At 69.4% G+C, this 24,155-nt stretch carries 23 protein-coding genes; 13 read left to right on the top strand and 10 right to left on the bottom strand.

Annotated elements, in window-relative coordinates:
• The 4 genes from ACIA5D_RS01160 to ACIA5D_RS01145 are packed head-to-tail and all read right to left on the bottom strand — an operon-like array spanning nt 1 to nt 3,259.
• Nucleotides 1-867, bottom strand: coding sequence for an amino acid ABC transporter permease (locus tag ACIA5D_RS01160; protein ID WP_396027800.1), 867 nt, complete (start codon nt 865-867; stop codon nt 1-3).
• Nucleotides 864-1,538 (bottom strand): amino acid ABC transporter permease, encoded by a 675-nt coding sequence (locus ACIA5D_RS01155; RefSeq protein ID WP_396027799.1) that lies wholly within the window; start codon nt 1,536-1,538, stop codon nt 864-866. The genes ACIA5D_RS01160 and ACIA5D_RS01155 overlap by 4 nt, the downstream gene beginning before the upstream one ends.
• Nucleotides 1,539-1,592: 54 nt before the next feature.
• A complete protein-coding gene (locus ACIA5D_RS01150) occupies nt 1,593-2,462 on the bottom strand; it encodes a glutamate ABC transporter substrate-binding protein (RefSeq protein ID WP_396027798.1) in 870 nt (289 codons plus the stop codon).
• A 53-nt stretch (nt 2,463-2,515) separates the two neighbouring features.
• A complete protein-coding gene (locus ACIA5D_RS01145) occupies nt 2,516-3,259 on the bottom strand; it encodes an amino acid ABC transporter ATP-binding protein (protein ID WP_396027797.1) in 744 nt (247 codons plus the stop codon).
• Between the two features lie 140 nt (nt 3,260-3,399).
• On the opposite strand from ACIA5D_RS01145, the gene ACIA5D_RS01140 reads away from it, so the two are divergent.
• A complete protein-coding gene (locus tag ACIA5D_RS01140; RefSeq protein WP_396027796.1) occupies nt 3,400-3,894 on the top strand; it encodes a hypothetical protein in 495 nt (164 codons plus the stop codon).
• Complete coding sequence (miaB, locus tag ACIA5D_RS01135; RefSeq protein WP_396027795.1) at nt 3,891-5,378, top strand: tRNA (N6-isopentenyl adenosine(37)-C2)-methylthiotransferase MiaB; 1,488 nt, start codon at nt 3,891-3,893, stop codon at nt 5,376-5,378. Before ACIA5D_RS01140 ends, miaB begins: the two co-directional genes overlap by 4 nt.
• On the opposite strand, the gene ACIA5D_RS01130 is transcribed toward miaB, so the two are convergent.
• The 3 genes from ACIA5D_RS01130 to ACIA5D_RS01120 are packed head-to-tail and all read right to left on the bottom strand — an operon-like array spanning nt 5,379 to nt 8,308.
• The gene (locus ACIA5D_RS01130; RefSeq protein ID WP_396027794.1) at nt 5,379-6,239 is read right to left on the bottom strand and encodes an SCO2523 family variant P-loop protein; all 861 of its coding nucleotides are present in this window, start codon (nt 6,237-6,239) and stop codon (nt 5,379-5,381) included. It abuts the gene before it with no gap.
• On the bottom strand, nt 6,239-7,060 hold the full coding sequence (locus ACIA5D_RS01125) for an SCO2524 family protein (RefSeq protein ID WP_396027793.1): 822 nt from the start codon (nt 7,058-7,060) through the stop codon (nt 6,239-6,241). The genes ACIA5D_RS01130 and ACIA5D_RS01125 overlap by 1 nt, the downstream gene beginning before the upstream one ends.
• A 39-nt stretch (nt 7,061-7,099) precedes the next feature.
• On the bottom strand, nt 7,100-8,308 hold the full coding sequence (locus ACIA5D_RS01120) for a DUF349 domain-containing protein (RefSeq protein ID WP_396027792.1): 1,209 nt from the start codon (nt 8,306-8,308) through the stop codon (nt 7,100-7,102).
• Nucleotides 8,309-8,489: 181 nt separating this feature from the next.
• Here ACIA5D_RS01120 and miaA point away from each other — a divergent pair, with 181 nt between their 5' ends.
• The 3 genes from miaA to ACIA5D_RS01105 are packed head-to-tail and all read left to right on the top strand — an operon-like array spanning nt 8,490 to nt 10,988.
• Nucleotides 8,490-9,401, top strand: a complete 912-nt coding sequence (miaA, locus tag ACIA5D_RS01115) for a tRNA (adenosine(37)-N6)-dimethylallyltransferase MiaA (protein ID WP_396027791.1) — start codon at nt 8,490-8,492, stop codon at nt 9,399-9,401.
• Nucleotides 9,402-9,408: 7 nt separating this feature from the next.
• Nucleotides 9,409-10,242 (top strand): diaminopimelate epimerase, encoded by an 834-nt coding sequence (gene dapF / locus ACIA5D_RS01110; RefSeq protein ID WP_396027790.1) that lies wholly within the window; start codon nt 9,409-9,411, stop codon nt 10,240-10,242.
• Nucleotides 10,242-10,988: a glycerophosphodiester phosphodiesterase gene (locus tag ACIA5D_RS01105; protein ID WP_396027789.1), complete on the top strand. Its 747-nt coding sequence runs from the start codon at nt 10,242-10,244 to the stop codon at nt 10,986-10,988. Before dapF ends, ACIA5D_RS01105 begins: the two co-directional genes overlap by 1 nt.
• Here the strand turns inward: ACIA5D_RS01105 and ACIA5D_RS01100 are convergent.
• A complete protein-coding gene (locus ACIA5D_RS01100; RefSeq protein ID WP_396027788.1) occupies nt 10,985-12,445 on the bottom strand; it encodes an NAD-dependent malic enzyme in 1,461 nt (486 codons plus the stop codon). The two genes, ACIA5D_RS01105 and ACIA5D_RS01100, sit on opposite strands and share 4 nt — an antisense overlap.
• Before the next feature lie 216 nt (nt 12,446-12,661).
• Between ACIA5D_RS01100 and hflX the strand changes: the two genes are divergently transcribed.
• Both hflX and ACIA5D_RS01090 read left to right on the top strand, forming a co-directional pair.
• The gene (gene hflX / locus ACIA5D_RS01095) at nt 12,662-14,083 is read left to right on the top strand and encodes a GTPase HflX (RefSeq protein WP_396027787.1); all 1,422 of its coding nucleotides are present in this window, start codon (nt 12,662-12,664) and stop codon (nt 14,081-14,083) included.
• A gap of 71 nt (nt 14,084-14,154) precedes the next feature.
• Nucleotides 14,155-15,888 carry a hypothetical protein gene (locus ACIA5D_RS01090; RefSeq protein WP_396027786.1) on the top strand — a complete coding sequence of 578 codons (1,734 nt, stop codon included), beginning with the start codon at nt 14,155-14,157 and terminating at the stop codon, nt 15,886-15,888.
• A 67-nt stretch (nt 15,889-15,955) separates the two neighbouring features.
• Here ACIA5D_RS01090 and lexA read toward each other — a convergent pair whose 3' ends face one another.
• A complete protein-coding gene (gene lexA, locus ACIA5D_RS01085) occupies nt 15,956-16,744 on the bottom strand; it encodes a transcriptional repressor LexA (RefSeq protein WP_396027785.1) in 789 nt (262 codons plus the stop codon).
• A 268-nt stretch (nt 16,745-17,012) separates the two neighbouring features.
• On the opposite strand from lexA, the gene ACIA5D_RS01080 reads away from it, so the two are divergent.
• The 6 genes from ACIA5D_RS01080 (at nt 17,013) to ACIA5D_RS01055 (ending at nt 22,941) form a co-directional block, all read left to right on the top strand.
• A complete protein-coding gene (locus ACIA5D_RS01080) occupies nt 17,013-17,333 on the top strand; it encodes a LysM peptidoglycan-binding domain-containing protein (protein ID WP_396027784.1) in 321 nt (106 codons plus the stop codon).
• Nucleotides 17,334-17,639: 306 nt separating this feature from the next.
• Nucleotides 17,640-18,092: a transcriptional regulator NrdR gene (nrdR, locus tag ACIA5D_RS01075; protein ID WP_396027783.1), complete on the top strand. Its 453-nt coding sequence runs from the start codon at nt 17,640-17,642 to the stop codon at nt 18,090-18,092.
• Nucleotides 18,093-18,148: 56 nt separating this feature from the next.
• Nucleotides 18,149-21,022 carry a vitamin B12-dependent ribonucleotide reductase gene (locus tag ACIA5D_RS01070; protein WP_396028556.1) on the top strand — a complete coding sequence of 958 codons (2,874 nt, stop codon included), beginning with the start codon at nt 18,149-18,151 and terminating at the stop codon, nt 21,020-21,022.
• Between the two features lie 217 nt (nt 21,023-21,239).
• On the top strand, nt 21,240-21,959 hold the full coding sequence (locus tag ACIA5D_RS01065; protein ID WP_396027782.1) for a hypothetical protein: 720 nt from the start codon (nt 21,240-21,242) through the stop codon (nt 21,957-21,959).
• Nucleotides 21,956-22,366, top strand: a complete 411-nt coding sequence (locus tag ACIA5D_RS01060) for a phage holin family protein (RefSeq protein WP_396027781.1) — start codon at nt 21,956-21,958, stop codon at nt 22,364-22,366. The genes ACIA5D_RS01065 and ACIA5D_RS01060 overlap by 4 nt, the downstream gene beginning before the upstream one ends.
• Nucleotides 22,342-22,941, top strand: coding sequence for a DUF3618 domain-containing protein (locus tag ACIA5D_RS01055; protein WP_396027780.1), 600 nt, complete (start codon nt 22,342-22,344; stop codon nt 22,939-22,941). Before ACIA5D_RS01060 ends, ACIA5D_RS01055 begins: the two co-directional genes overlap by 25 nt.
• An 82-nt stretch (nt 22,942-23,023) precedes the next feature.
• Here ACIA5D_RS01055 and ACIA5D_RS01050 read toward each other — a convergent pair whose 3' ends face one another.
• Entirely contained in the window at nt 23,024-24,055 is a 1,032-nt protein-coding gene (locus ACIA5D_RS01050) for a LacI family DNA-binding transcriptional regulator (RefSeq protein ID WP_396027779.1), read from the bottom strand.
• Nucleotides 24,056-24,155: the final 100 nt, after the last annotated feature.

Here is a 24,155-nt window from a genome sequence, read left to right as displayed (position 1 = left end):
TCACTGCTCGGCGGCCTCCACCAGGGCCGGCGGCCCCGTCGTGCGCCGCGGTGCCTTCCCGCTGCGTCGCGTCCGCCGTGACAGCCAGCCCGCCGTCGCGGTCAGCGCCGAGTTGATCGTGATGTAGATGATCGCGGCCACGATCGCGGCCTGCACCACGTTGCCGAAGTTGGCCGCCAGGTTGTTGACGCCCAGCTGGAGCAGCTCGCTGTAGGAGATGATGTAGCCCAGCGCGGTGTCCTTCACCAGCACCACGAGCTGGCTGACGATCACCGGGAGCATCGCCCGCGCCGCCTGCGGGATGAGGATCTGCGCCATCACCTGGCTCTTGAGCATGCCGATCGCGTACGCGGCCTCGCTCTGCCCGATCGGCACCGACCGCACGCCGGCCCGGAAGGCCTCGGCCAGCACCGATCCGTTGTAGAGGGTCAGCGCGATCACGACCGCCCAGAAGTTCGACATGGGCTTCTCGGTCACGAACGGGATGCCGAAGAAGATGAAGAACATCAGCAGCAGCAACGGCACGGCCCGGAAGAACTCGACCACCACCCCGGACGGGATGCGCAGCCACCAGTGGTCGGAGAGCCGGCCGACGGCGAAGAACACGCCGAACACGAGCGACAACACCATGGCGACCGCCGCCGCCTCGAGCGTGTGCTGCAGGCCGGGCAGGATGTAGTCGGTCCAGGTGCTGGACTTGGTGAACGGCTCCCACAGCGCGGCCGCCCACTGGCCCTTCTCGTCGAACTTCGAGTAGATCCAGTACAGCAGTGCGAGCAGCAACACCCCGAAGGCGACCGTGAGGATCCGGTTGCGGGCGCGAGCGCGCGGCCCGGGGTGGTCGTAGAGGACAGCATCGGCGCTCATCGCTTCACCGCCAGTCGGTTGGCCAGCCAGCCGAAGCCGTAGCCGGTGGGAATGAGGACCACGGCGAAGGTGCCGGCGAAGACGAAGAAGATCGTGAAGACCGCGTTGCCGTTCGAGTTGATCAGATCTTTCATGGCGTTCGACGACTCCATGAGCCCGATCGTGCCGACGATCGTCGCGTTCTTGCTGAGCGCGATGAAGATGCTGCCCAGCGGCGCGATCACCGCACGCCCGGCCTGCGGCAGGACGATCATCGTGAGCGTCTGCCGGAAGCTCATGCCGATCGCGCGGGCCGCCTCCGCCTGTCCCGGCGGCACCGTGTTGATGCCGGAGCGGATCGCCTCGCAGACGAACGCCGCGGTGTAGACCGACAGGCCGATCACACCGAGCCAGTAGTTGTTGAGCTCGAGGTCGTCCGAGGCGGTGAAGCCGAGCACCGCGTACAGGCCGAAGTAGCAGAAGAAGACGATCAGCGTGAGCGGGGTGTTCCGGAAGATGTTCACCCAGGCCGTGCCGAAGGCGCGCAGCACCGGAACCGGGGACACCCGCATCGCCGCCAGCAGGGTGCCGAGCACGAGCGCGCACACCGACGACGCCAGCGTCAGCTTCAGGATCCAGAGGAACCCGGTCACATAGACGTCGCGATTGGCCGGATCGGAAAAAACGTCCATTGTCACCTCAAAAAGGGAGGGGCCGGAGTTACCCGGCCCCGCCACCTAATAACCTCAGGAACAGTTGGTCAGCTTGGAGGTGTCCAGCTCGGGTGCGGCCTTGCCACTCTTGCCGAGCGAGTCGTCCCAGGCCTTCTTGTACGACCCGTCGGCCGCGGCCGCCTTGAGGATTTCGTTGATCTTGTTGCAGCCCGCGGTGTCTTCCTTCTTGACGCCGATGCCGTACGGCTCGGTGCTGAAGGGCTTGCCGACGACCTTGAACTTGCCCGCGTACTGCTCCTGCGCGGCGTACCCGGCGAGGATGATGTCGTCGGTCGTGACCGCGTCGACCTGGCCGCCGGCCAGCGCCGTCACGCACTTCGAGTACGAGTCGAACTGCTGGAGCTGAGCGTCCTTGTAGTCGGTCTGGATCCGCTTGGCGGGCGTCGAGCCGCTCACCGAGCAGACCTTCTTGCCGGCCAGCGCCTCCGGCCCGGTGATCGTCGAGCTCACCGGCACCAGCAGGTCCTGCCCGGCCACGAAGTACGGCCCGGCGAAGTTGACCTTCTGCTTGCGCTCGTCGTTGATCGTGTAAGTGGCCACGACGACGTCGACCTGGCCCTGCTGGATGTACGGCTCACGGTTGGCCGACACGGTGGTCTTCCAGGTGATGCCGCTCTCCGGCACGCCCAGGCCCTTGGCGATGATCTTCGAGATCTCGATGTCGAAGCCGGTGTACGTGCTGCCGGTCTGCAGGCCGAGACCGGGCTGGTCGGCCTTGACACCGAAGGTCAGCTTGCCGCTCGACGCCTTGCCGACGATGCCCGAGCCGCCGCCGCTGCTACCGGTGCCGCTCGCGTCGTCGGAGTCGTCCCCGCCGCACGCGGCCACGGCAAACAACATGGCCATTGCACCGAACGTCGCTGCCAATCGGGTGGTGCGCATCATTACGCTCCTCGAAATAGTTGCTTGCGTTTGGACGAAGAGTGTTCGCACGGTCAATGCGTAAGGATTTTGGAGAGAAAGTCTTTGGCCCTGTCGCTTTTCGGACTCGCGAAGAACTCGGCCGGCGGCGCCTCTTCGACGAGTTGACCGTCGGCCATGAACACCACTCGGTTGGCGGCGTGCCGGGCGAATCCCATCTCGTGCGTGACGACGACCATCGTCATGCCGTCACGTGCCAGCGAGGTCATCACGTCGAGCACCTCACCGACCATCTCGGGGTCGAGCGCGCTGGTCGGCTCATCGAAGAGCATCGCCTTCGGCTGCATGGCGAGGGCCCGGGCGATCGCGACGCGCTGCTGCTGGCCACCGGAGAGCTGGGCGGGATATTTCTCCGCCTGGTTGCCGATGCCGACCCGGTCGAGCAGCGCCATGGCCCGCTCGCGAACTTCGACGGTCTTCTCCTTACGCACCTTGACCGGGCCGATCATGACGTTCTGCAGGATCGTCTTGTGCGCGAAGAGGTTGAACGACTGAAACACCATGCCCACCTCGCTGCGCAGCCGCGCGAGCGCCCGGCCCTCCGCGGCCAGCGGCCGGCCATCGAAGGTGATCGTCCCGGAGCTGATCGGCTCGAGTCGGTTGATCGCCCGGCACAGGGTGGACTTGCCGGACCCGGACGGTCCGATCACGACGACCACCTCGCCGCGTGCGACGGAAAGATTCACGTCGTCGAGCACGTGCAGCGGGCCGAACCATTTGTTGACGTTCTCGAGGACGATGAGAGCATCGTCGGACACTGTGAGACCACCGTCCGTTCGTTGCGGATCACCCGGATGGGCCAACTCTAAGTGGACCGTAGTATCGGTTCACCACGAGAATGGTCACGGAGCGGTAACTTAACCGATGGAAGGTCCTCGCATTGTCCACCATGTTCGGTATGGCTGACGGGGATCCGACACCCGGCCTGTGGAACTGGGCGTTGGGAAATCTAATTGACGCGGATCGAGTCCGCGGCGCACTGGCCGGCGCGCTGGAGCGCAGCGTCGTTCCGCTGGGTGACGACGGCGCTATTCTCTGCGACGTCTACCACGTGGGTGGCGAATTCCCGACGCTTGTCGATGTCTTCCTCGCGCCCGCCGGCGTCGCCGAGGCCACGGCCGCGAGCGCCGTCTCGGTCCGGCTGGGCGAGGCGCTCCTGCTTCCCGACGACACGCTCAATCCCACCAGGTACGTCCTCGCGGAGCCGGACGGGACGCTGCGGCCGGTGCACGTCGACGAGATCGAGACGGACGACGGTTCGGAACGCCGCCACCTCCGCGTCTGCACGGGCACCGACCCCGCGTGCGCGCTCGGCCCCGGCTGCGGTGGCTCCCGCTTCGAGCCAGGCACGCAGTACCCTGGTCACACGCAGTACCCTGGTCAATTGCCATGACTGTTGAAATCCAGGGCGGCCCGCGCACCTATGACGTGCGCACCTACGGCTGCCAGATGAACGTCCACGACAGCGAGCGCATCTCCGGCCTGATGGAAGATGCGGGCTACGTGCGCGCCCCGGATCCGGACGCCGCCGACGTCGTGGTCTTCAACACCTGCGCCGTACGCGAAAACGCCGACAACCGCCTCTACGGCAACCTCGGCCACCTGCGCCCCACCAAGCTCAAGCACCCCGGCATGCAGATCGCCGTCGGTGGCTGCCTCGCGCAGAAGGACCGCGGCGACATCGTCAAGAAGGCGCCCTGGGTCGACGTGGTCTTCGGCACCCACAACATCGGCTCGCTGCCGGCGCTGCTCGAACGCGCCCGGCACAACGAGGAGGCCGAGGTCGAGATCCTCGAGTCGCTCGAGGTGTTCCCGTCGACGCTGCCCACCAAGCGCGAGTCGTCGTACGCGGGATGGGTTTCGATCTCGGTGGGGTGTAACAACACCTGCACGTTCTGCATCGTGCCGTCGCTGCGCGGCAAGGAGAAGGACCGCCGCCCCGGCGAGATCCTGGCCGAGGTCACCGCCCTCACCCAGGAGGGCGTCCTCGAGGTCACCCTCCTCGGGCAGAACGTGAACTCGTACGGCGTCGAGTTCGGCGACCGCCTGGCCTTCGGCAAGCTGCTGCGCGCCACCGGTGAGATCGAAGGCCTCGAGCGGGTGCGCTTCACCAGCCCGCACCCCAAAGATTTCACCGACGACGTGATCGCCGCCATGGCCGAGACGCCGAACGTGTGCCACTCGCTGCACATGCCGCTGCAGTCCGGCTCCGACCGGGTGCTCAAGGCGATGCGCCGCAGCTACCGCCAGGAGAAATACCTCGGGATCATCGACAAGGTGCGGGCCGCCATGCCCGACGCGGCGATCACCACCGACATCATCGTCGGCTTCCCCGGCGAGACCGAGGAAGACTTCGAGCAGACCCTCGAGGTCGTCCGGCGGGCCCGCTTCTCCAGCGCGTTCACGTTCCAGTACTCGATCCGCCCCGGCACTCCCGCCGCCACCATGGCAGACCAAATTCCCAAGGCCGTGGTCCAAGACCGCTACAACCGGCTGATCGCCGAACTGGAAGAGATCACGTGGGCCGAGAACAAGAAGCTGGTGGGGGAGAAGGTCGAGGTCCTGGTCGCCGTCGGCGAGGGACGCAAGGATGACCGCACGGGCCGGATGAGCGGCCGTGCCCGTGACGGCCGCCTGGTCCACTTCGCGACCGGCGACCTGTCCCCGCGCCCCGGCGACATCGTCGAGACCGTCGTGACGTACGCGGCCCCCCACCACCTGAACGCCGACGGCGCGCCGCTGTCCTACCGCCGCACCCGGGCGGGCGACGCGCACGAGGCCGGCCGCGCCCCGCGTCTCCAGGGCGTGTCCCTGGGTCTGCCCACGATCGGGGTCCCCGCCCCGCTGCCCGCCACCACGGGCGGCTGCGCCCTCTGATCACAGCGTTTCCCATGCCGCGTCGTCGGCGAGGCGCATGGCGAGCCTGTCGAAGGCATCGCGGGTTTCGGGGCGGGCGATTCCCTCAGCGACATCGGTGTCGGTGATGAGCCGTTCCCCTTGCTGCAGCACGGCATCCCACGGCACGCTTCCCAGCACCCGCTCCACGCCGGCCCTTCGCTTACTCGCAAGGGCGCCCAGGCGATCGGTGTTCCGGAGCCCGGAGGGGGTGGCGGTGCGGACGAAGCGTAGGTGCTCCGCGAATTCGCCGCCTTCGTGGCCGGACATCACGGCCGTGTCGATCAGGCCGCGGGCGTCATAGGCCAGCTTGCTGGCGGCGGCCACGTGCTGGGTCGTCCATCGATGGAACACCAGCCAGCGGGACCGAACGTCTCGCATCGCCGGCTGGGCGGTCGCGGCCAGGGCGATCTCCGCGGCGCCGCTGCGGCCGGCGCTGAGGTCGACGACGATGACGCTGAACTCCTCGTTGAGCCGCAGGAAGAGGTTGACGCATCGGCTCACTGGTCCCGGGTTGTCGTTGGCGAGGTCGCCGCCGCCGCGGTCGCCGGGCATCAGGACCAGTTGTCCCGAGCCGGCCGGGCGGTGTGCGAAGGCCTCCGACCAGACGTCGAGGCGTTCCGGCGAAGGCGTCTCTCCCCGGAGGTAGCGGTGCGTGCCGTAGCCGGACGTCGTGCCGTCAGCGGCTCGTCCCATGGCGAAGACCGCGCCGGCCGTGGGGGAACCGAAGTCGAAGTCGAGGTAGCAGACGTCGTTGCCCGCCAGCGCGCTTCGGTACAGCATGTTGCCGCTGGTCACCGAGCGTCCGGCGCCGTCCGCGCCGGCGGTCGCGAAGACCAGCATCAGCGGGCCCTCCCGTCGATGTCGGCCGTGTCTTCGAGGTAGACCTGCGGCGCGTCGGCGACGACTCCCCACGACCAGCCGCACGCGAACAGACGAGAGTCGGGGCCGAGATCGACGGTCTGACCCGACCCGATCAGAACCTCATCGAACGACGCGATGGTTTCCCGCAGCGCCGTGCGGAGCTCGGACACGACCTGCCGGGCGGGCCGGCCGTTCCGGTTCACCGTGGCGATCAGGGTCTGACCCGGCTCGCTGTCCGCGTCGAAGACGTCCGTCGAGAAGCTGCGCAGCAGGCCGACCATGGCCGCGGTGAGCCGGGCTCTCGCCAGTCGTTCCAGCCTGCGCACCTCCTCCTGGAGCATTGCCCGGCGCACCGAGGGCTGGAAGATCCGGAGGAAGCCGAGGACGGTCAGCGACAGCGTGAGGCCGACGGCGAAGGAGTCGACGACCTCGCGTTCGCGTTGCCAGTCGTGCAGCTCGTCCCCGCCGAAGTAACTGCCGCCCGCGAAGACCGGATGGCCGTCGGGCCCGGCGTACCGCTCGAAGTACTGGGTGGCGATCCGGACCAGGGTCACCGGAATGTCGTTCGCGTCGCCCAGCGGCGCCAGAGCCGTCCGCACACCCTCCGATGTGGAGTCCGGGCGGTCGAGGGCCAAAGGCTGAACGCGGGTCGCCGGCAGCAGGATGCACAGCAGTTGCTCGGCATCGGCGATCGAGTTGGACCCGTCGCGCCCGCCCCAATACCAGACGCCGCCTCGCCACGAGGACCGGACCGTCGCCGCCCAGGTCTCCAACAGTTGCTGCCGCGGTTCGATCCTCACCGGACTGATGATTCCGCACCCGGCGAAACTTGGCGGGAGCTAGTTGGCCTGCTCGGCCAGGGCGAGGAACTGCTTCTTGGAGGAGAGCGCCTGCTCCGCTTCGCGGATGCGGCGGGCGTCGCCGGCCGCCTGGGCGCGGGCCAGCTTGTCCTCGGCCTCGGCCACCTGCTCGCGCATCTGCTGGAGCAGCGGGTTGTCCTGCGGAGTGGTCTTGCGCCACGCCGAGTCCATCGCCACCCGGATGCGCTCCTCGGCCGCGCGCCAGCGGCGGTCGAGCGACGTCGCGTTCTCGCGGGGGACGCGGCCGGCGTCGTGCCAGGCAGCCTGCGCGTCGCGCAGCTTGTTCTGCGCGGCGCGCGGGTCGACGTCGACGTCGACGGCCTCGATCTCGGCGAGGATGGCCTGCTTCTTGTCGAGGTTGCCCTTGTACTCGGCGTCGCGGGCCGAGAAGACCTCACTGCGGCGGGTGAAGAAGCCGTCCTGCGCGGCGCGGAACCGCTCCCAGAGGCGCTGCTCGGCCTCCTTGGCGGCGCGGGGCGCGGCCTTCCACTCGGTCATGAGCTCCTTGAGGCGGTTGGCCGTGGTCGACCACTCGGTCGACTCGGCCAGGGCCTCCGCCTCCTTCACCAGCTCTTCCTTGGCCGTCTGAGCCTGCTTGCGCTGCCCGTCGAGGGTGGCGAAGTGGGCGCCGCGGCGGCGGGTGAAGCCGTCACGGGCGGCGGCGAAGCGCTTCCACAGCTCACCGTCGGTCTTCTTGTCGACGCCGCGGATGGTCTTCCACTCGTCGAGGATCTCCTTGAGGCGGTCGCCGGCCGACTTCCAGCCCGTGGCGTCGGCGGCGATCTTCTCCGCCTCCTCGACCAGGGCGGTCTTGCGGGCGAGGGCCTCGCCGCGGGCCGCCTCGCGGGCCGCGCGAGCCTCGCCGGCCTTCTCGTCGGCGATACCGGCCAGCTTGTCGAGCCGGGTCGCGAGCCCGTCGATGTCGCCGACGACGTGCGCCTCGTCGAGCTGGGCGCGCAGGCGTTTCACACTGGCGAGCGAATGCGACGCATCGGCCGCGCCGGACTTGAGTCGTGCCTCGACCAGGTCGACCTCGGTGACCAGGTCGGCGAACCGGCGGGCGAAGTGGGCCAGGCCCTCCTCGGGCGTGCCGGCCTGCCAGGAGCCGACCACACGGTCGCCCTCCGCGGTCTTCACGTACACGGTGCCGTCGGCATCCACGCGCCCGAAGGCCGTCCAGTCGTTCATAACCCGTCCTCAAGTCTCCCGGTAGCCACCCGCCCGGAAGGGCCGGCGACCGCCGCCACAGCGCAGTCGAACGCCAAAGCGTCTCATCGGCATTCTTTCTCGCGCATTGTCACAGGTCCAACCCGGTTATGGGGAAGCGCCCGCCGATGACCGTGACACAACCTTGTCCTACGGTTGCTCCGTGCCGTTCGATTTGGTTCCGCGCGTGATCACCGTCGTGGGACCGACCGCGGCGGGTAAGTCCGCCCTGAGCATCGCTCTCGCCCATGAGCTGGGCGGCGAGGTGGTCAACGCCGACTCCATGCAGCTGTACCGGGGCATGGACATCGGCACGGCCAAGCTGACGGTCCCCGAGCGTGCGGGCGTTTCGCACCATCTGCTGGACATCTGGGAGGTGACCGTCCCGGCCGCCGTCGCGGAGTATCAGTCGCTGGCGCGGGCCGCGATCGACGACATCCTGGCCCGGGGGCGGGTGCCGCTGCTGGTCGGCGGCTCGGGGCTGTACATCCGGGCGGTGCTGGAGGAGTTCGAGTTCCCGGGCACCGACCCCGAGGTGCGGGCGCGGCTCGAGGAGGACCTGGCGGCGAACGGGCCGGCCCCGCTGTTCGAGCGGCTCCGGCACTGGGACCCGGTCGCCGCGGCGCACATCCTTCCCTCGAACGGGCGGCGGATCGTGCGGGCGCTCGAGGTGATCGAGCTGACCGGCAAGCCGTTCACCGCGACGCTGCCGTCGCCGACTCCGCATTACCGGTCGGTGCAGATCGGGGTCGACCGCGAGACGGAAGCGCTGGACGAGCGGATCGCGGCGCGGGTCGACCTCATGTGGGCGGCGGGTCTTCTGGACGAGGTGCGGCGGCTGCTGCCGCAGGGGCTCCGCGAGGGGCGTACGGCGAGTCGCGCGCTCGGCTACCAGCAGGCGCTCGCCCAGCTCGACGGCGCGATGTCCGAGGCCGAGGCGAAGGACGACACCGTGCGCGGGACCCGCCGGTTCGTGCGCCGCCAGCGGTCCTGGTTCAAGCGTGACCCCGCGATCCACTGGCTGGACGGGGCGTCGGACACACTCGTGGCGGACGCGCTGGCGCTTGCGGGATGATGGGCGGGTGCTATTCACCAAGGGCCACGGCACCGGCAACGACTTCGTCATCGTCCCCGACCCGGACGGCGCTCTCCTGCTGACCCCTGAGCGGGTCGCGCAGCTCTGCGACCGCCGGTTCGGCATCGGGGCCGACGGCGTGCTGCGTGTGGTGCGCGCCGCCAAGGACGCGGACGGCGCCGCTTTCGCCGCGAACGCCGAGTGGTTCATGGACTACCGCAACAGCGACGGCTCGATCGCCGAGATGTGCGGCAACGGCGTGCGCGTCTTCACGAGGTACCTGGTCTCGAGCGGCCTCGCCACGCCCGGCCCCGAGGGCCTGCCGGTGGCGACGCGAGCGGGCGTCGTGGTCGCGGTCGTCGAGGGCGACGAGATCCGGGTGCAGATGAGAGACCCAAGGGTGTACGCGGCCAGCACCGCGACCGTGGGTCCCCTGACGTTCCCCGGTATGGCCGTCGACTGCGGCAACCCCCACCTGGTCTGCGCCCTGCACGACGGGCTGGAGCTGCCCTCGCTCGACCTCTCGGCGGCGCCGGGCTTCGACCCGGCGCTGTTCACCGCCGGGGTGAACGTCGAGTTCATGGTGCCCGCCGAGCCGATCGAGGGCGTCTCGCGGCACGTGACGATGCGGGTGTACGAGCGTGGTTCGGGCGAGACGCTGTCCTGCGGCTCCGGGGCGCTGGCGGTCGGCGCGGTGACGCTGCGCGACGCGGGGCTGGAGTCGGGCGTGGTCGCGATCGACGTGCCCGGCGGGCGCCTCACGGTGACGCACGACGAGGCCGGCCGCTGGTGGCTGGCCGGTCCGGCGGTGCTGGTGGCCGGCGGCGAGGTTCTCGACTGATGCGGCACCGGGTGGCGCACCGCGGCTATGCGGCCGCGGCGCCCGAGAACACGCTGCCCGCGTTCGCGTCGGCCGTGCGCGGCGGCGCCACCCACGTCGAGTTCGACGTGCGTACCACCGCCGATGGCGTCCCCGTGGTCATCCACGACCGCACCCTCGATCGCACGACGACCGGCACCGGATATGTATGGGATTCGCCAGCTTCGAGTGTTTTGGCGGTTGATGCCGGATCCTGGTTCTCGCCGGCCTTCGCGGGCACGCGGGTGCCGACCCTGGCGGCCACCCTCGACCTGCTCGCCCCGGCCGGAAGCCAGATTCTTCTGGAGATCAAGCCGCCCGCGACGATCGACCAGGTCAAGGCCATCGTCGCGCTGGTCGCCGAGCGCGGGCTGCTGTCCCGCACGATCATCCAGAGCTTCGACCCCGACGTGGTCCGCCAGGCCCGCGAGGCGGCGCCCGGCGTCCGCCGTGGCCTCCTGCGGCAGGGGTTCAGCCCCGAGACGGTCGCCCTGGCGCGCGAGCTCGAGGTGGTCTGCTGCAACCCGTCGGTCGACGACGTCCTGGCCGGCCCCGGCGCCGTGCGTGCGCTGACCGAGGCCGGCATCGAGGTCATGCCCTGGACGGCGAACGACATGTCCCAGTGGGCCACCCTGGCGTCCGCGGGCGTCGCCGGCCTGATCACCGACCACGTCGCCGAACTGACCGGCTGGTCCGCCGCTCGGCAACCGCGATCGCCCCGCGACTAGAAGCTCTCCTCGGGGGCCTCGTCCAGCGTGGCCTCGGGCATCGCGGCCGGGTTGTGCGGCGCCGCGGCGCCTCGGACCACGGCCCGGATCGCCGCCGCCACCGCGGGAGTGACCCTGGGATCGAACACGCTGGGGATGATCACCGTGGGGTTGAGCTTGTCGTCGCCCACCACGCCCGCGATGGCATTGGCGGCGGCCAGCGCCATCTCCTCGGTGAACTCCTCGGCGCTCGCGTCGAGCATGCCGCGGAAGACGCCGGGGAAGGCCAGCACGTTGTTGATCTGGTTGGGCTGGTCGGAGCGGCCGGTCGCCACCACCGCGGCGTGCTTGCGGGCCTCGCGCGGGTCGACCTCGGGGTCGGGGTTGGCCAGCGCGAACACGATCGAGCGGTCGGCCATCTTCGCGATGTCGTCGCCGGTCAGCAGGTTGGGCGCGCTCACGCCGATGAAGACGTCGGCGCCCACGATCGCGCCGGGCAGGTCGCCCGAGTAGTTGGCCTTGTTGGTGTTCTCGGCCAGCCACTGCCAGGTGGGCGTCATGTCGGGCATGCCGCGGTGCAGGGCGCCCTTCCGGTCGTACGCGATGATGTCGCCCACCCCCTGGCGCAGCAGCAGCTTCATGATCGCCGTGCCGGCGGCGCCGGCGCCCGAGACCACCACGCGCACGTCCTCGAGGTGCTTGCCGACCACCCGCAGCGCGTTGGTGAGCGCGGCCAGCACGCAGATCGCGGTGCCGTGCTGATCGTCGTGGAAGACCGGGATGTCCAGCTGCTCGCGCAGGCGCTCCTCGATCTCGAAGCAGCGCGGGGCGGCGATGTCCTCGAGGTTGATGCCGCCATAGGCCGGGGCGATCGCCTTCACGATCCGGACGATCTCGTCGGTGTCCTGCGTGTCGAGCACCACGGGCCAGGCATCCACCCCGCCGAAGCGCTTGAACAGCGCCGCCTTGCCCTCCATCACCGGCATGGCCGCCGCCGGGCCGATGTTGCCGAGGCCGAGCACCGCCGAGCCGTCGCTGACCACCGCGACCGTGTTGCGCTTGATGGTGAGCCGCCGGGCGTCGGCCGGGTTCTCCGCGATCGCCATGCAGACCCGGGCGACGCCGGGCGTGTACGCGCGGGACAGCTCGTCACGGTTGCGCAGCGCGACCTTGGAGTTCACCTCGATCTTGCCGCCGAGGTGCAGCAGGAACGTGCGGTCGGACACCTTGCGGACGTCGACGCCGTCCAGCTCTTCCAGCGTCTTGACGACCTGGTCGGCGTGGCCGGAGTCGGCCGTGTCGCAGGTGAGGTCGACGAGCACGTGGGTCGGGTCGGAGTCGGCGACGTCGAGCGCCGTCACGATCGCGCCCGCCTCCCCGACGCAGGTCGTGAGGCGGCCGATCGACGAGGCGTCCGCGGTAACGGCGATGCGAATCGTGATCGAGAATCCTGCGCTCGGCAGGCGGGTGGTCACCACGGTGTGTCCTCCGGATCGGGCGAATGCTTCACCGCATTGTTGCTCTTCCGGAATATCGGTTTCCAATCCGGTGGTTACCCCAGAGTCACTCACTCAGGGATAACGCTTTGATCCGGTGATGGGTGGTGGGGCGGGGCGGTTGGATGGGCCTGGCCCCGTTATGTGGATGCGCCCGCCCTCGCGACGTGCCACGATCGGGCCGAGGAGGTCACTTTTTTGCGAAACACTTACCAGGCACCCGTCCTCGACGAGTTCGAGGCGGACCCCACGACCGGCGAGCTCGAGCTCGAGGAGCGGCACTCGCTGCGACGCGTCGCCGGGCTCTCCACCGAGCTCACCGACATCACCGAGGTCGAGTATCGCCAGCTGAGGCTCGAGCGGGTCGTCCTGGTCGGCGTCTGGACCGAGGGCTCGATCGCCGACGCGGAGAACTCGCTGACCGAGCTGGCCGCGCTGGCCGAGACTGCGGGCTCCCAGGTGCTCGAGGGCCTCATCCAGCGGCGTGGCCGGCCCGACGCGGCCACCTTCATCGGCCGTGGCAAGGTCGACGAGCTGCACGACGTGGTGGTCTCCACCGGCGCCGACACCGTGATCTGCGACGGCGAGCTCTCCCCGTCCCAGCTGCGCAACCTCGAGCAGCAGACCAAGGTCAAGGTCGTCGACCGCACCGCGCTGATCCTCGACATCTTCGCCCAGCACGCGAAGAGTAAAGAGGGTAAGGCGCAGGTCGAGCTGGCCCAGCTGCAGTACCTTCTGCCGCGTCTGCGCGGCTGGGGCGAGACGCTCTCCCGGCAGAGCGGTGGCTCCGGTCGCGGTGGCGGCGCGGGTGGCGGTGTGGGCACGCGTGGCCCCGGTGAGACCAAGCTCGAGACCGACCGCCGGCGGATCAACAACCGCATCGCGCGCCTGCGGCGCGAGATCAAGGCCATGCGGACCGTACGCCAGACCAAGCGGTCCCGCCGCCAGAGCAGCGGCGTCCCGGCCGTGGCGATCGCCGGCTACACCAACGCCGGCAAGTCCAGCCTGCTCAACCGGCTCACCCAGGCGGGCGTGCTGGTCGAAGACGCGCTGTTCGCCACCCTCGACCCGACCACCCGGCGCACCGCGGCCGAGGACGGCCGGGTGTTCACCCTGTCCGACACGGTGGGCTTCGTCCGGCATCTGCCGCACCAGATCGTCGAGGCGTTCCGCTCGACGCTCGAAGAGGTGGCTCAGGCCGACCTGGTCGTGCACGTGGTCGACGGCGCGCACCCCGACCCCGAGGGTCAGGTCAGCGCCGTGCGCGAGGTGCTGGGCGAGGTCGGCGCCGACAAGATCCCCGAGCTGCTGGTCATCAACAAGGTGGACGCCGCCGACGAGGAGAGCCTGCTCCGGCTCAAGCGGGCCTGGCCCGACGCGGTCTTCGTCTCGGCGCACAGCGGGACCGGCATCCCCGAGCTGCACGCCGCGATCGCGCAGCGGCTGCCCCGCCCGGCGGTCGATCTGCGGGTCCTCCTTCCGTATGACAGGGGTGACCTGGTCGCACGGATTCATAGGTCCGGTCAGGTACTCAACACCCGCTATACGGATGAGGGGACTGAGCTGCAGGCGCGGGTCGACGAGAGGCTCGCTGCCGAGCTGGAGTCGTTCCGCGACTGAGAGTGGGCGGGCTGAGCTGGGTTGATCCACGCGTAACACCGGTTTGGGACGCCGCATGCGACACTGATCGGATGCGGCGTCTCGTGTTTCCGGTCATCGCGGCCGTTGGCCTGGTGATGGCCGGTCCCTCCAGTGCGTTTGCGGATGATCCGGCGCCCACCGTCAGCGTCAAGGCGACGGCGGGCAAGAAGATGTGCAAGGTCACCGATCCCCGGCTCGACGAGCTGTCCGGGATCGTGGCCACCAAAACCGGATTCATCGTGATCAACGACAGCACGAACGTCGACAGCCACAAGAAGGTGTTCTTCCTCGACACCAAGTGCAAGGTCACCGACGACGTCCCGTACTCGGGCAAGGGTCCGCTCGACCCCGAAGATCTGATCCTCTCGCCGGACGGCAAGACGTTGTGGATCGCCGACATCGGCGACAACAACTACAACAAGGAAGACGGCACCCGCCGCGAGAAGATCGCGCTCTGGAAGATGCCGGCCGACGGCTCCAAGAAGCCGGCGCTCTACCGGGTGAAGTACCCGGCCGGCGATTATCACGACGCCGAGGCGCTGCTGCTCACCGGAAACAACATCCCGCTGATCGTCACCAAGGAGATCGGCAAGGCGAACGTCTACGAGCCGTCCGGCCCGTTGGTGGCGAACAGCGAGGACGCCGTCGCGCTCAAGAAAGTGGCCACGCTCACCATCTCGGCGACCGAGACGGACGGCACGCCGATCGCCCGCATCGGCAACAAGTCGATCGACGGCGGCGCGATCGCCCCCGGCGGCGGCAAGGTGACGCTGCGCACCTACACCGACGCGCTGGAGTGGGACGTCCAGGGCAACGACGTGCTCGCGGCGCTGAAGGGAAAGCCGCGCTACACGGGCCTGCCCAACGAGCCGCTCGGCGAGGCGATCACCTACAGCTCCGACAGCAAGTACTACTACACCGTGTCCGATATGAACGGTGACGAGGAAACAGCCAACAACATCCTGCAGTACACGCCGTCCACCGAGGCCGCGGTCATCAAGAAGAGCTCCGCGGCCGCCGAGGGCGGCGGCAAGGCGTGGTACTCCGACCTGACGATCGACCAGATCACGTACGGGGTCGGCGCGATCGGCCTGGTTGGACTGGTGCTGGTCGGCGTGGGCGTGCTCGGCATCGCGCGGCACCGCAAGCGCCTGGCCGAGATGCCGCCGACGGTCGACCTGGACGACCCGCCGGGCGATCCCGAGACCGAGCTGATCGGCGTCGGTGGTGCGGCCGGTCAGCGGGCCGGTGTCTACGGCGGGGCCCGGTCGGGCCCGGTCGCCGGGGGTAGCGGCCCGGTCTACGGCGGCGCCCAGCAGCGTGGTGGCGGTCCGGCCTACGGCGGTGGCGCGCCGCAGTACGCGCGCTCCCCGCAGGGTGGCGGCCAGGGTGGCGGCCAGCCCCCGCGCGGGCCGCAGCGTCCCCAGCAGCCCGGTCGCAACGGCGTGTACGGCGCGCCCGGCGGCGGTCAGCAGTACGGGCAGCCGCCACGTGGGCCGCAGCAGGGCCAGCGTCCGCAGCGGCCGGCCGGCCCGCCGCCGGGCGGTCAGGGCGGCATGCAGCAGCCTCGCCCGCAGCAGGGTGGGGGTCCGCGCCCGCCACAGGGTGGTCGCCAGCAGCCGCCGCGCGGCCAGGGCGTCTACGGCCAGCCGAACGGCAGGGACGGTGCTCCTCGCCCGCCTCAGCGGGGCGGCGACGAGCGCGACTTCCGGTCCGAGGGTCGCTTCGACGAGCGTGACTTCCGGCCCGAGGGCCGCTTCGACAACCCCGGCTACCGCCGCTGAGAGTTCCTTCTCCCAAGGCCGGCCCACCGCGTGGGCCGGCCTTGGTCTTGTGTGGGGCCGATAGGGGTCAGACGCGACGCAGGACCGCGACCACTCGCCCCATGATGGTGGCGTCGTCGCCCGGAATCGGGTCGAAGGCCGGGTTGGCCGGCATGAGCCAGACGTGGCCGTCGCGTTGCCGGTAGCTCTTCACCGTCGCCTCGCCGTCGATCATCGCGGCCACGATGTCGCCGGCGTTGGCGGTGGGCTGCTGGCGCACCACGACCCAGTCACCGTTGCAGATCGCGGCGTCGATCATGGACTCGCCCTTGACCTCGAGCATGAAGACGTCGCCTTCGCCGACCAGCTCGCGCGGCAGCGGGAAGAACTCCTCGACGGCCTGCTCGGCGAGGATCGGGCCGCCGGCGGCGATGCGACCGACCAGCGGCACGTAGGCGGGCTGGGGTCGCGCGTGGCGGACCGTCTCGTCGTCGACGAGCTCGCTGGGCGCGCGCACGTCGACGGCGCGCGGGCGGTTGGGGTCGCGGCGCAGGAAGCCCTTGGTCTCGAGCGCCTTCAGTTGATAGGCCACGCTGGACGGGGAGACCAGCCCGACCGCCTCGCCGATCTCGCGGACGCTGGGCGGGTAGCCGTAGCGCTCGACCCAGTCGCGGATGAACTCGAGGATGCGTCGCTGGCGTGCGGTGAGGTCGGCGGTCACCAGGTCGGGGAAGTGGCTGACCACGGGCGTGACCGACCGCAGCTGCGGCGACTCGTTGCCCCGCGCCCGGCTCGGTGAGCGGCGGCGCAGCGTGTTCGCCGGCTCGGGCTTGGAGATCTGCTGTTGTTGCCGGCTCGTCCGGTCGTCGGTCGACACGTCCGCCCTCCCTGTCGGCCAAGTGCCTTGTCGGCACGTGGTGCGCTCGCGGAGCCGGCGCGGAATGCCGTGGGGATGGCGATCGCCCGGCTGACCCCTCTTGTCGGGAAACCGTAGTGGTGGGGTCCGACATATTCAAACATCTGTACGACTTTCCCTTCGGCGTGTCGCCCGAAGGTGCTCGACTTCCGTACGTGTGTTCTGGTAAACCGTCGTACGGGCGTTCTATCGAACGAGTGTTCCAATAGTGGATCTTGGGGGTCCTGGGATGGTCGCGCACACTGTTCGGCGGGCCGGGCCGTCGCTGCGATTGACCCGCCGCGGCCGGGTCGTGGTGCTGGTCCTGCTCGCTCTGATGGCCTCGGGGGCGAGCGCCGTGTTGTTCACCACCGCGTCGCGGGCCTCCGACGACCCCTCGACGCCATTGCCCACGATCACTGTCCGGCCCGGCGACACGCTGTGGGACATCGCGGCCTCGCTGCCCTCCCGGCGTGACGGCTGGGCCCGGGTCGACGAGATCCGCCGGCTCAATCATCTGGGCAGCGGTGATCTCCAGCCCGGCCAGGTTCTGGTCGTCCCGCGCGCGTGATCATGCGGCCAACGCCGCGTTGATCTTGCGTGAACGGCGGTCGGTAGTCGAGTGGTACACCGCACGTGTTGAGTCGCAAAATACGGCGCGTCGGCACGCCGCTGCGCTTGCGAACGCGTCCGCCGAGGCATAGCGTCTACCCCAACATCTAGTAGTTACAAGGGTGTAAGTCATCCACAGGTTGGGGTTTTCCTCCCCAGGTTATCCACAGGCCGTCCACGGCGGAGCGCTGGTAGTGACCTTCGCTACGCCGTGCTTTGCCGTGTCCGGAGAGACCATGGAAGAGGACTCCGGAAGGAGATCGCGGTGCGCTGCCCGTACTGTCGCCACGCCGACTCGCGCGTGGTCGACTCGCGTGAGGCCGATGATGGCGCGCTGATCCGGCGTCGTCGCTCGTGCCCCGAGTGCGGCAAGCGCTTCACCACGGTCGAGGAGGCCGTCCTCGCCGTTGTGAAGCGCAGTGGCGTGACCGAGCCCTTCAGCCGCACAAAGATCATGAGTGGGGTCCGCAAGGCCTGTCAGGGCCGGCCCGTCGACGAGGACTCGATCGCGAAACTCGCACAGCGCGTCGAGGAGACCGTCCGGGCCAAGGGAGCGGCCGAGATCCCGAGTCACGAGGTGGGGCTGGCGATCCTCACCCCGTTGCGGGAACTCGACCAGGTGGCTTACCTCCGGTTCGCCAGCGTCTACAAATCCTTCGACTCGCTCGACGAGTTCGAGAAGGAGATCGCAGAGCTGCGCGAACGCCAGAGCAACTGACGGAACACAGACGAGTGGTAGCAGCTATGAGGGGGAGCAGTATGGCCGGGGACGGCATCACAGCAGGGCGGCAGCGCAGCCGGGCGAACGGCAGCGCGGCCGTCGGGGGGCTGCGGGTCGAGCGGGTCTGGACCACCGAGGGCGTCCACCCGTACGACGAGGTCGAGTGGGAGCGCCGGGACGTCGTGATGACGAACTGGCGGGACGGCTCGATCAACTTTGAGCAGAAGGGCGTGGAGTTCCCCGCGTTCTGGAGCGTGAACGCGGCGAACATCGTCACCACCAAGTACTTCCGGGGCGCGGTCGGCACCCCGGAGCGGGAGTGGTCGCTCAAGCAGCTCATCGACCGTGTCGTCTCGACGTACCGCAAGGCCGGCGAGAAGCACGGCTACTTCGCCACCAAGGCGGACGCCGAGCTCTTCGACCACGAACTGACCTGGATGCTGCTGCACCAGGTGTTCAGCTTCAACTCGCCGGTGTGGTTCAACGTCGGCACCAAGTCGCCGCAGCAGGTCAGCGCCTGCTTCATCCTCTCGGTCGACGACTCGATGGACTCCATCCTCGACTGGTACAAGGAGGAGGGGCTGATCTTCAAGGGCGGCTCCGGCTCCGGCGTCAACCTGTCGCGCATCCGCTCGTCCAAGGAACTGCTGTCGTCCGGGGGGACCGCCAGCGGACCGGTGAGCTTCATGCGCGGCGCCGACGCGAGCGCCGGCACCATCAAGTCGGGCGGCGCGACCCGCCGGGCCGCCAAGATGGTCATCCTCGACGTTGACCACCCCGACATCGAAGAGTTCGTCACCACCAAGGCGCGCGAGGAGAACAAGATCCGCGCGCTGCGGGACGCCGGCTTCGACATGGACCTGGGCGGCGCCGACATCGTCAGCGTGCAGTACCAGAACGCCAACAACTCGGTGCGCGTCTCCGACGAGTTCATGCAGGCGTACGAGGAGGGCGGCCAGTTCGGTCTTCGCGGCCGGCTCGACGGCGAGGTCATCGAGACCGTCGACGCGAAGAAGCTGTTCCGCGACATCGCCCAGGCCGCTTGGGAGTGCGCCGACCCGGGCCTGCAGTACGACGACACCATCAACGACTGGCACACCAACCCCGAGACCGGCCGGATCACCGCGTCCAACCCGTGCTCGGAGTACATGTCGCTGGACGACTCGTCCTGCAACCTGGCCTCGCTCAACCTGATGAAGTTCCTCAAGGCCGACGGCGGCTTCGAGGTCGAGAAGTTCGTCAAGAGCGTCGAGTTCATCATCACCGCGATGGAGATCTCGATCGCGTTCGCCGACTTCCCGACCGAGAAGATCGGCGTCACCACCCGCGCCTACCGGCAGCTCGGCATCGGGTACGCGAACATCGGCGCCCTGCTGATGGCGACCGGCCTGCCGTACGACTCGGAGGGCGGCCGCGGGGTCGCCGCCGCGATCACCTCGCTGATGACGGGCACGGCGTACCGCCGCTCCGCCGAGATCGCCGGGGTCGTCGGGCCGTACGAGGGCTACGCCCGCAACGCCGACGCCCACAAGCGGGTCATGCGCAAGCACGCCGCCGCCAACGACGAGATCAAGTCGACCAACCCGGTCGCCACCTCGATCGTCAAGGAGGCCACCAAGCAGTGGCAGAACGGCATCAAGATCGGTGAGAAGAACGGCTGGCGCAACGCCCAGGCGTCGGTGCTCGCCCCGACCGGCACCATCGGCCTGATGATGGACTGCGACACCACCGGCATCGAGCCCGACCTGGCCCTGGTCAAGTTCAAGAAGCTCGTCGGCGGCGGCTCGATGCAGATCGTCAACCAGACCGTGCCGCGCGCGCTGCGCAGCCTCGGCTACCCCGAGGAGCAGGTCGAGGCGATCGTCGAGCACATCTCCGAGCACGGCAACGTCGTCGACGCCCCCGGCCTCAAGCCGGAGCACTACGCGGTCTTCGACTGCGCCATGGGCGAGCGCGCGATCGCGCCGATGGGTCACGTGCGGATGATGGCGGCCGTCCAGCCGTTCATCTCGGGCGCCATCTCCAAGACGGTCAACATGCCCGAGACGGCGACCATCGAAGAGATCGAGAACATCCACTACCAGGGCTGGAAGCTCGGCCTGAAGGCGCTCGCGATCTACCGCGACAACTGCAAGGTGGGCCAGCCGCTGTCGGCGGCCGGCACTTCGAAGAAGCCCGAGAAGGCGCCGGTCGAGGTCGCTTCGGCCCCCGTCGTCGAGAAGGTCGTCGAGTACCGCCCGGTCCGCAAGCGGCTGCCGAAGAAGCGCCCGTCGGAGACGGTGTCGTTCTCGGTCGGCGGCGCCGAGGGCTACCTCACCGCGTCGTCCTACCCCGACGACGGCCTCGGCGAGGTTTTCCTCAAGATGTCGAAGCAGGGCTCGACCCTGGCCGGCGTCATGGACGCGTTCTCGGTGGCGATCTCGATAGGGCTCCAGTACGGCGTCCCGCTCGAGACGTTCGTCGGCAAGTTCACCAACATGCGCTTCGAGCCGGCCGGCATGACCGACGACCCGGACGTGCGCATGGCGGCGTCGGTGATGGACTACATCTTCCGTCGCCTGGCGCTCGACTTCCTGCCGTACGACACCCGCGCCGACTTGGGCATCTTCACGGCCAAGGAGCGCGCCGCCCAGGTGCAGGCCGAGGCCGCAGCCGAGGCCCAGGCGGCATCGGCCGACCTGGCCGGCATGGCCGCGTCGGCCCCGGTCTCCGCCCCGGTGGGCGCGGCGACCTCGGACGCCCCGGCCCCCACGGCCGAGGTGGAGAAGGCGGTGCCGGTCTCGATCGGCTCGTCGACCGAACTGCTCGAGGCCGTGACGGGCCAGTCGGCCGACGCGCCGCTCTGCTTCACCTGCGGCACCAAGATGCGGCGGGCGGGCAGCTGCTACGTGTGCGAGGGCTGCGGCTCCACCTCAGGCTGCAGCTGATCAAAAAATAGGCGCGTGAATGCCGCTCACCCGGATTCCGGGTGGGCGGCATTTCGCTTTTCTTGATCCTTGCCTGACGACAAGAGTCCGGCGTATGCCCTGGCTACCCACCGTGCAGCGATATTAACTAGCAGATTTTTTCGCTCATCGATTCATGGATTAGAGGAGCGTGGGACGGGGGATTCGGTCGCAGAATCACTTCCATCCTGGAGGCAACGTGACCGACCTACCGACCGGCGCTTACACGCCGGACAGTTCCCCTGGTGGCGAGTCGTCGAAGGCCAAGCAGGTCGCCGAGCGGAGCGCTCAGGCGGCCGGCCACGCGGCGACGGACGTCAAGGACACCGCCACGCAGCAGGCACAACGAGTGGGCGCCGAGGCGAAGGCCCAGGCGCGTAACCTGGCCGGCGACGTGCGTGACCGGCTGAGCGAGCAGGCGCGCACGCAGAACGACCGGCTCTCCGGCAGCATCCGCCAGACCGCGGACCAGCTCGACGAGATGCGGGGCGACCGCGGCGACACGCCGGCCGCCGCGATCGTCTCGAGGGTGGCCGATGGCGGGCGCCAGCTCGCCGATTATCTCGATCGGAACGGGCCCGAGGGGGTGCTGCGCGAGGTGCAGGACTTCGCTCGGCGTCGGCCCGGCGCGTTCCTGGCGACCGCGCTCGCGGCGGGCTTCGTCGTGGGCCGGCTCGGCAAGGGTGTCGCCAAGGCCGGGTCCTCCGGCAGCGACGGCACCGGCGGCGCGAAGCCCGCCGCCGACGAGTTCTCCACCACCTATCCGCCGGCCACCAGCGCGTATCCGCCGGCCACCGGCACCGGGTATGCGGCCGACAGCGGGTACGCGGCCGGCACCGAATACGCGGCGACCGGCACCGGCCGACCGATCCCGGTGACCGAGGAATACCCACCGACCTCACCGGAGCCGCGGCGATGACAGCCCCCCGGAACCGTTCCGACGAGGTCGCTGAGACGTCGATCGGCGAGCTGATCGGCGATATCAGCGACGACCTGTCCCGGCTCTTCCGCCAGGAGGTCGAGCTCGCCAAGGCCGAGCTCAAGCAGGAGGCGTCGAAGGCGGGCAAGGCCGCGGGCATGCTCGGCGTGGCCGGATTCGCCGGCTACCTGGCCGTCGTGCTGCTCAGCTTCGCCCTGGTCTTCGCCCTGGCGAACGTCATCGACGCCGGCTGGGCGGCGCTCATCGTGGCCGTGATCTGGGCGGTCATCGGCGCCGTCCTCTATGCCAACGGCCGCAAGAGGCTCAAGACCGTGAACCCCGTTCCACGGCAGACGGTCGACACGATCAAGGAGGACGCGCAGTGGCTGAAGAACCCGACCGGCTGAGGCAGAACATCGAGAGCACCCGAGCCACCCTGACCCGCGACGTCGACCTGTTGGCCGAGAAGGCCAGCCCGCGGCAGGCGGCACGACGGCAGTGGACATCGATCCGGGAGAAGGTCATGGGAAGCGCCGAGCACGGCAAGAACGCGGTCGGCGACGTCGCGTCGTCCGCCAAGGGCACCGCCTCGTCCGCCGTGAGCACGGTGGGGGAGAAGGCCCAAGACGCCGCGGACGCGGTCCGATCCGCGCCGCAGGCGGTGGCCGGCCAGACGCAGGGCAACCCGATCGCGGCCGGAATCATCGCGTTCGGCGTGGGCATGCTCGCGGCGACGCTGATCCCGGTCACCGAGGCCGAGCGAAGCGCCGGGCAGGAGCTCAAGGACCGCAGCGGTGACCTGACCGACCGCGTCAAGGACGTGGCCGGCGACGTCAAGGACGATCTGTCGGGCTCGGTGCAGCAGGCGGTGGGCGAGGTCAAGTCGACCGCGCGCGACGCCGTCGACACCACCAAGCAGCAGGCACAGTCCTCGGCGCAGGACGCCAAGCAGGAGACCCAGCAGGCGGCCCGGAACGCCTGACCCTCCAGTTCCGGGACGGCCGATGCCTCCCACCCGGCACCGGGTGGGAGGCACGTTTCGCTACGGTCCTCGACCAGCTGTTCTAGCGTGGGCGGATCGGGCCGGCCACGGCTGTTGACTCGCGGACGACCAGGCGGCCCGGCTGGCGGATCACCCCGGAGTGGCGGTCGCCGTCCAGGGCGGCGAACAGATGCCGTACGGCCGTCGTGCCCAGCTGTTCGAGGTTGAGGTCGACCGTGGTCAGCGGCGGCCGGCACTCCGCCGCGAGGACCTCCCAGTTGTCGTAGCCGACGATCGCCACATCTTCGGGGACGGTGCGGCCCATGTCGCGCAGCGCCTCGGTCACGCCGGAAGCTATCTGATCGCTGCCGCAGAAGATGGCGTCGACGTCGGGGTGCGAGGCCAGCAGGCGGGCCGTCGCGTGCCGGCCCCAGCGCTGGGACCACTGGCCGAACAGGGGCTCGCCGACCAGCGGGAGGCCGGCCGCGTCCAGCACCTCGATCATGGCCGCGGAGCGGTCGCGGGCGGCGCGGTAGCCGGGGTCGCCGGTGATGTGGGCGATCTTCTTGCGGCCGAGGGTGACCAGGTGTTCGGCCGCGAGGCGGGCGCCGCCGGCGTCGTCGGCCACTATCGAGAGGTCGGCCGGGTCGTCGGATTCGCAGTACGCGTAGACGACCGGGACCGGGATCTCCTTGGACAGCGACGGCCGGATCTCGTTGTTGTCGCCCAGGATGATGAAGCCGTCGACCTGTCGGGCCAGCAACGCGCGAATGTAATGGCGGCGGCGGATCGCGTCGCCCCGGGCGTCGCAGAGCAGGACGCTCATCTGCTCGTTGCCGAGCGCGTTCTCGGCGCCCAGCAGCACCGGTATGGCGAAGCGGGCCTCCGACAGCTCGTCGGTGAGCAGCCCGACCGTACGCGTGTTGCCGGAGATCAGGCTGCGGGCCAGCACATTCGGCTGGAACGACAGCTCTTCGGCCGCCTGCAGCACCCGGTGCCTCGTGGCGGGGGCGACCTCGGCCCGCTCGTTGATCGCCTTGGAGGCGGTGGCCACCGAGACCCCGGCCCGCTTGGCGACGTCGGTCAGCGTCACCTGTGCGCGTTTCCTGCCCACCGAATGCCTCCCGAAACCTTTTCGGGAGCATAGCAGCCTTACTTCGAAATCGATCGTTGACACTGCGGAGTGAGGCCTGCCACTATTCCCGAAAAGGTTT

The sequence above is a fragment of the Actinoplanes sp. NPDC051513 genome (assembly GCF_044454685.1).
Classification (GTDB): Bacteria; Actinomycetota; Actinomycetes; order Mycobacteriales; family Micromonosporaceae; genus Actinoplanes.
This window is presented reverse-complemented; position numbering and strand designations above follow the sequence as displayed.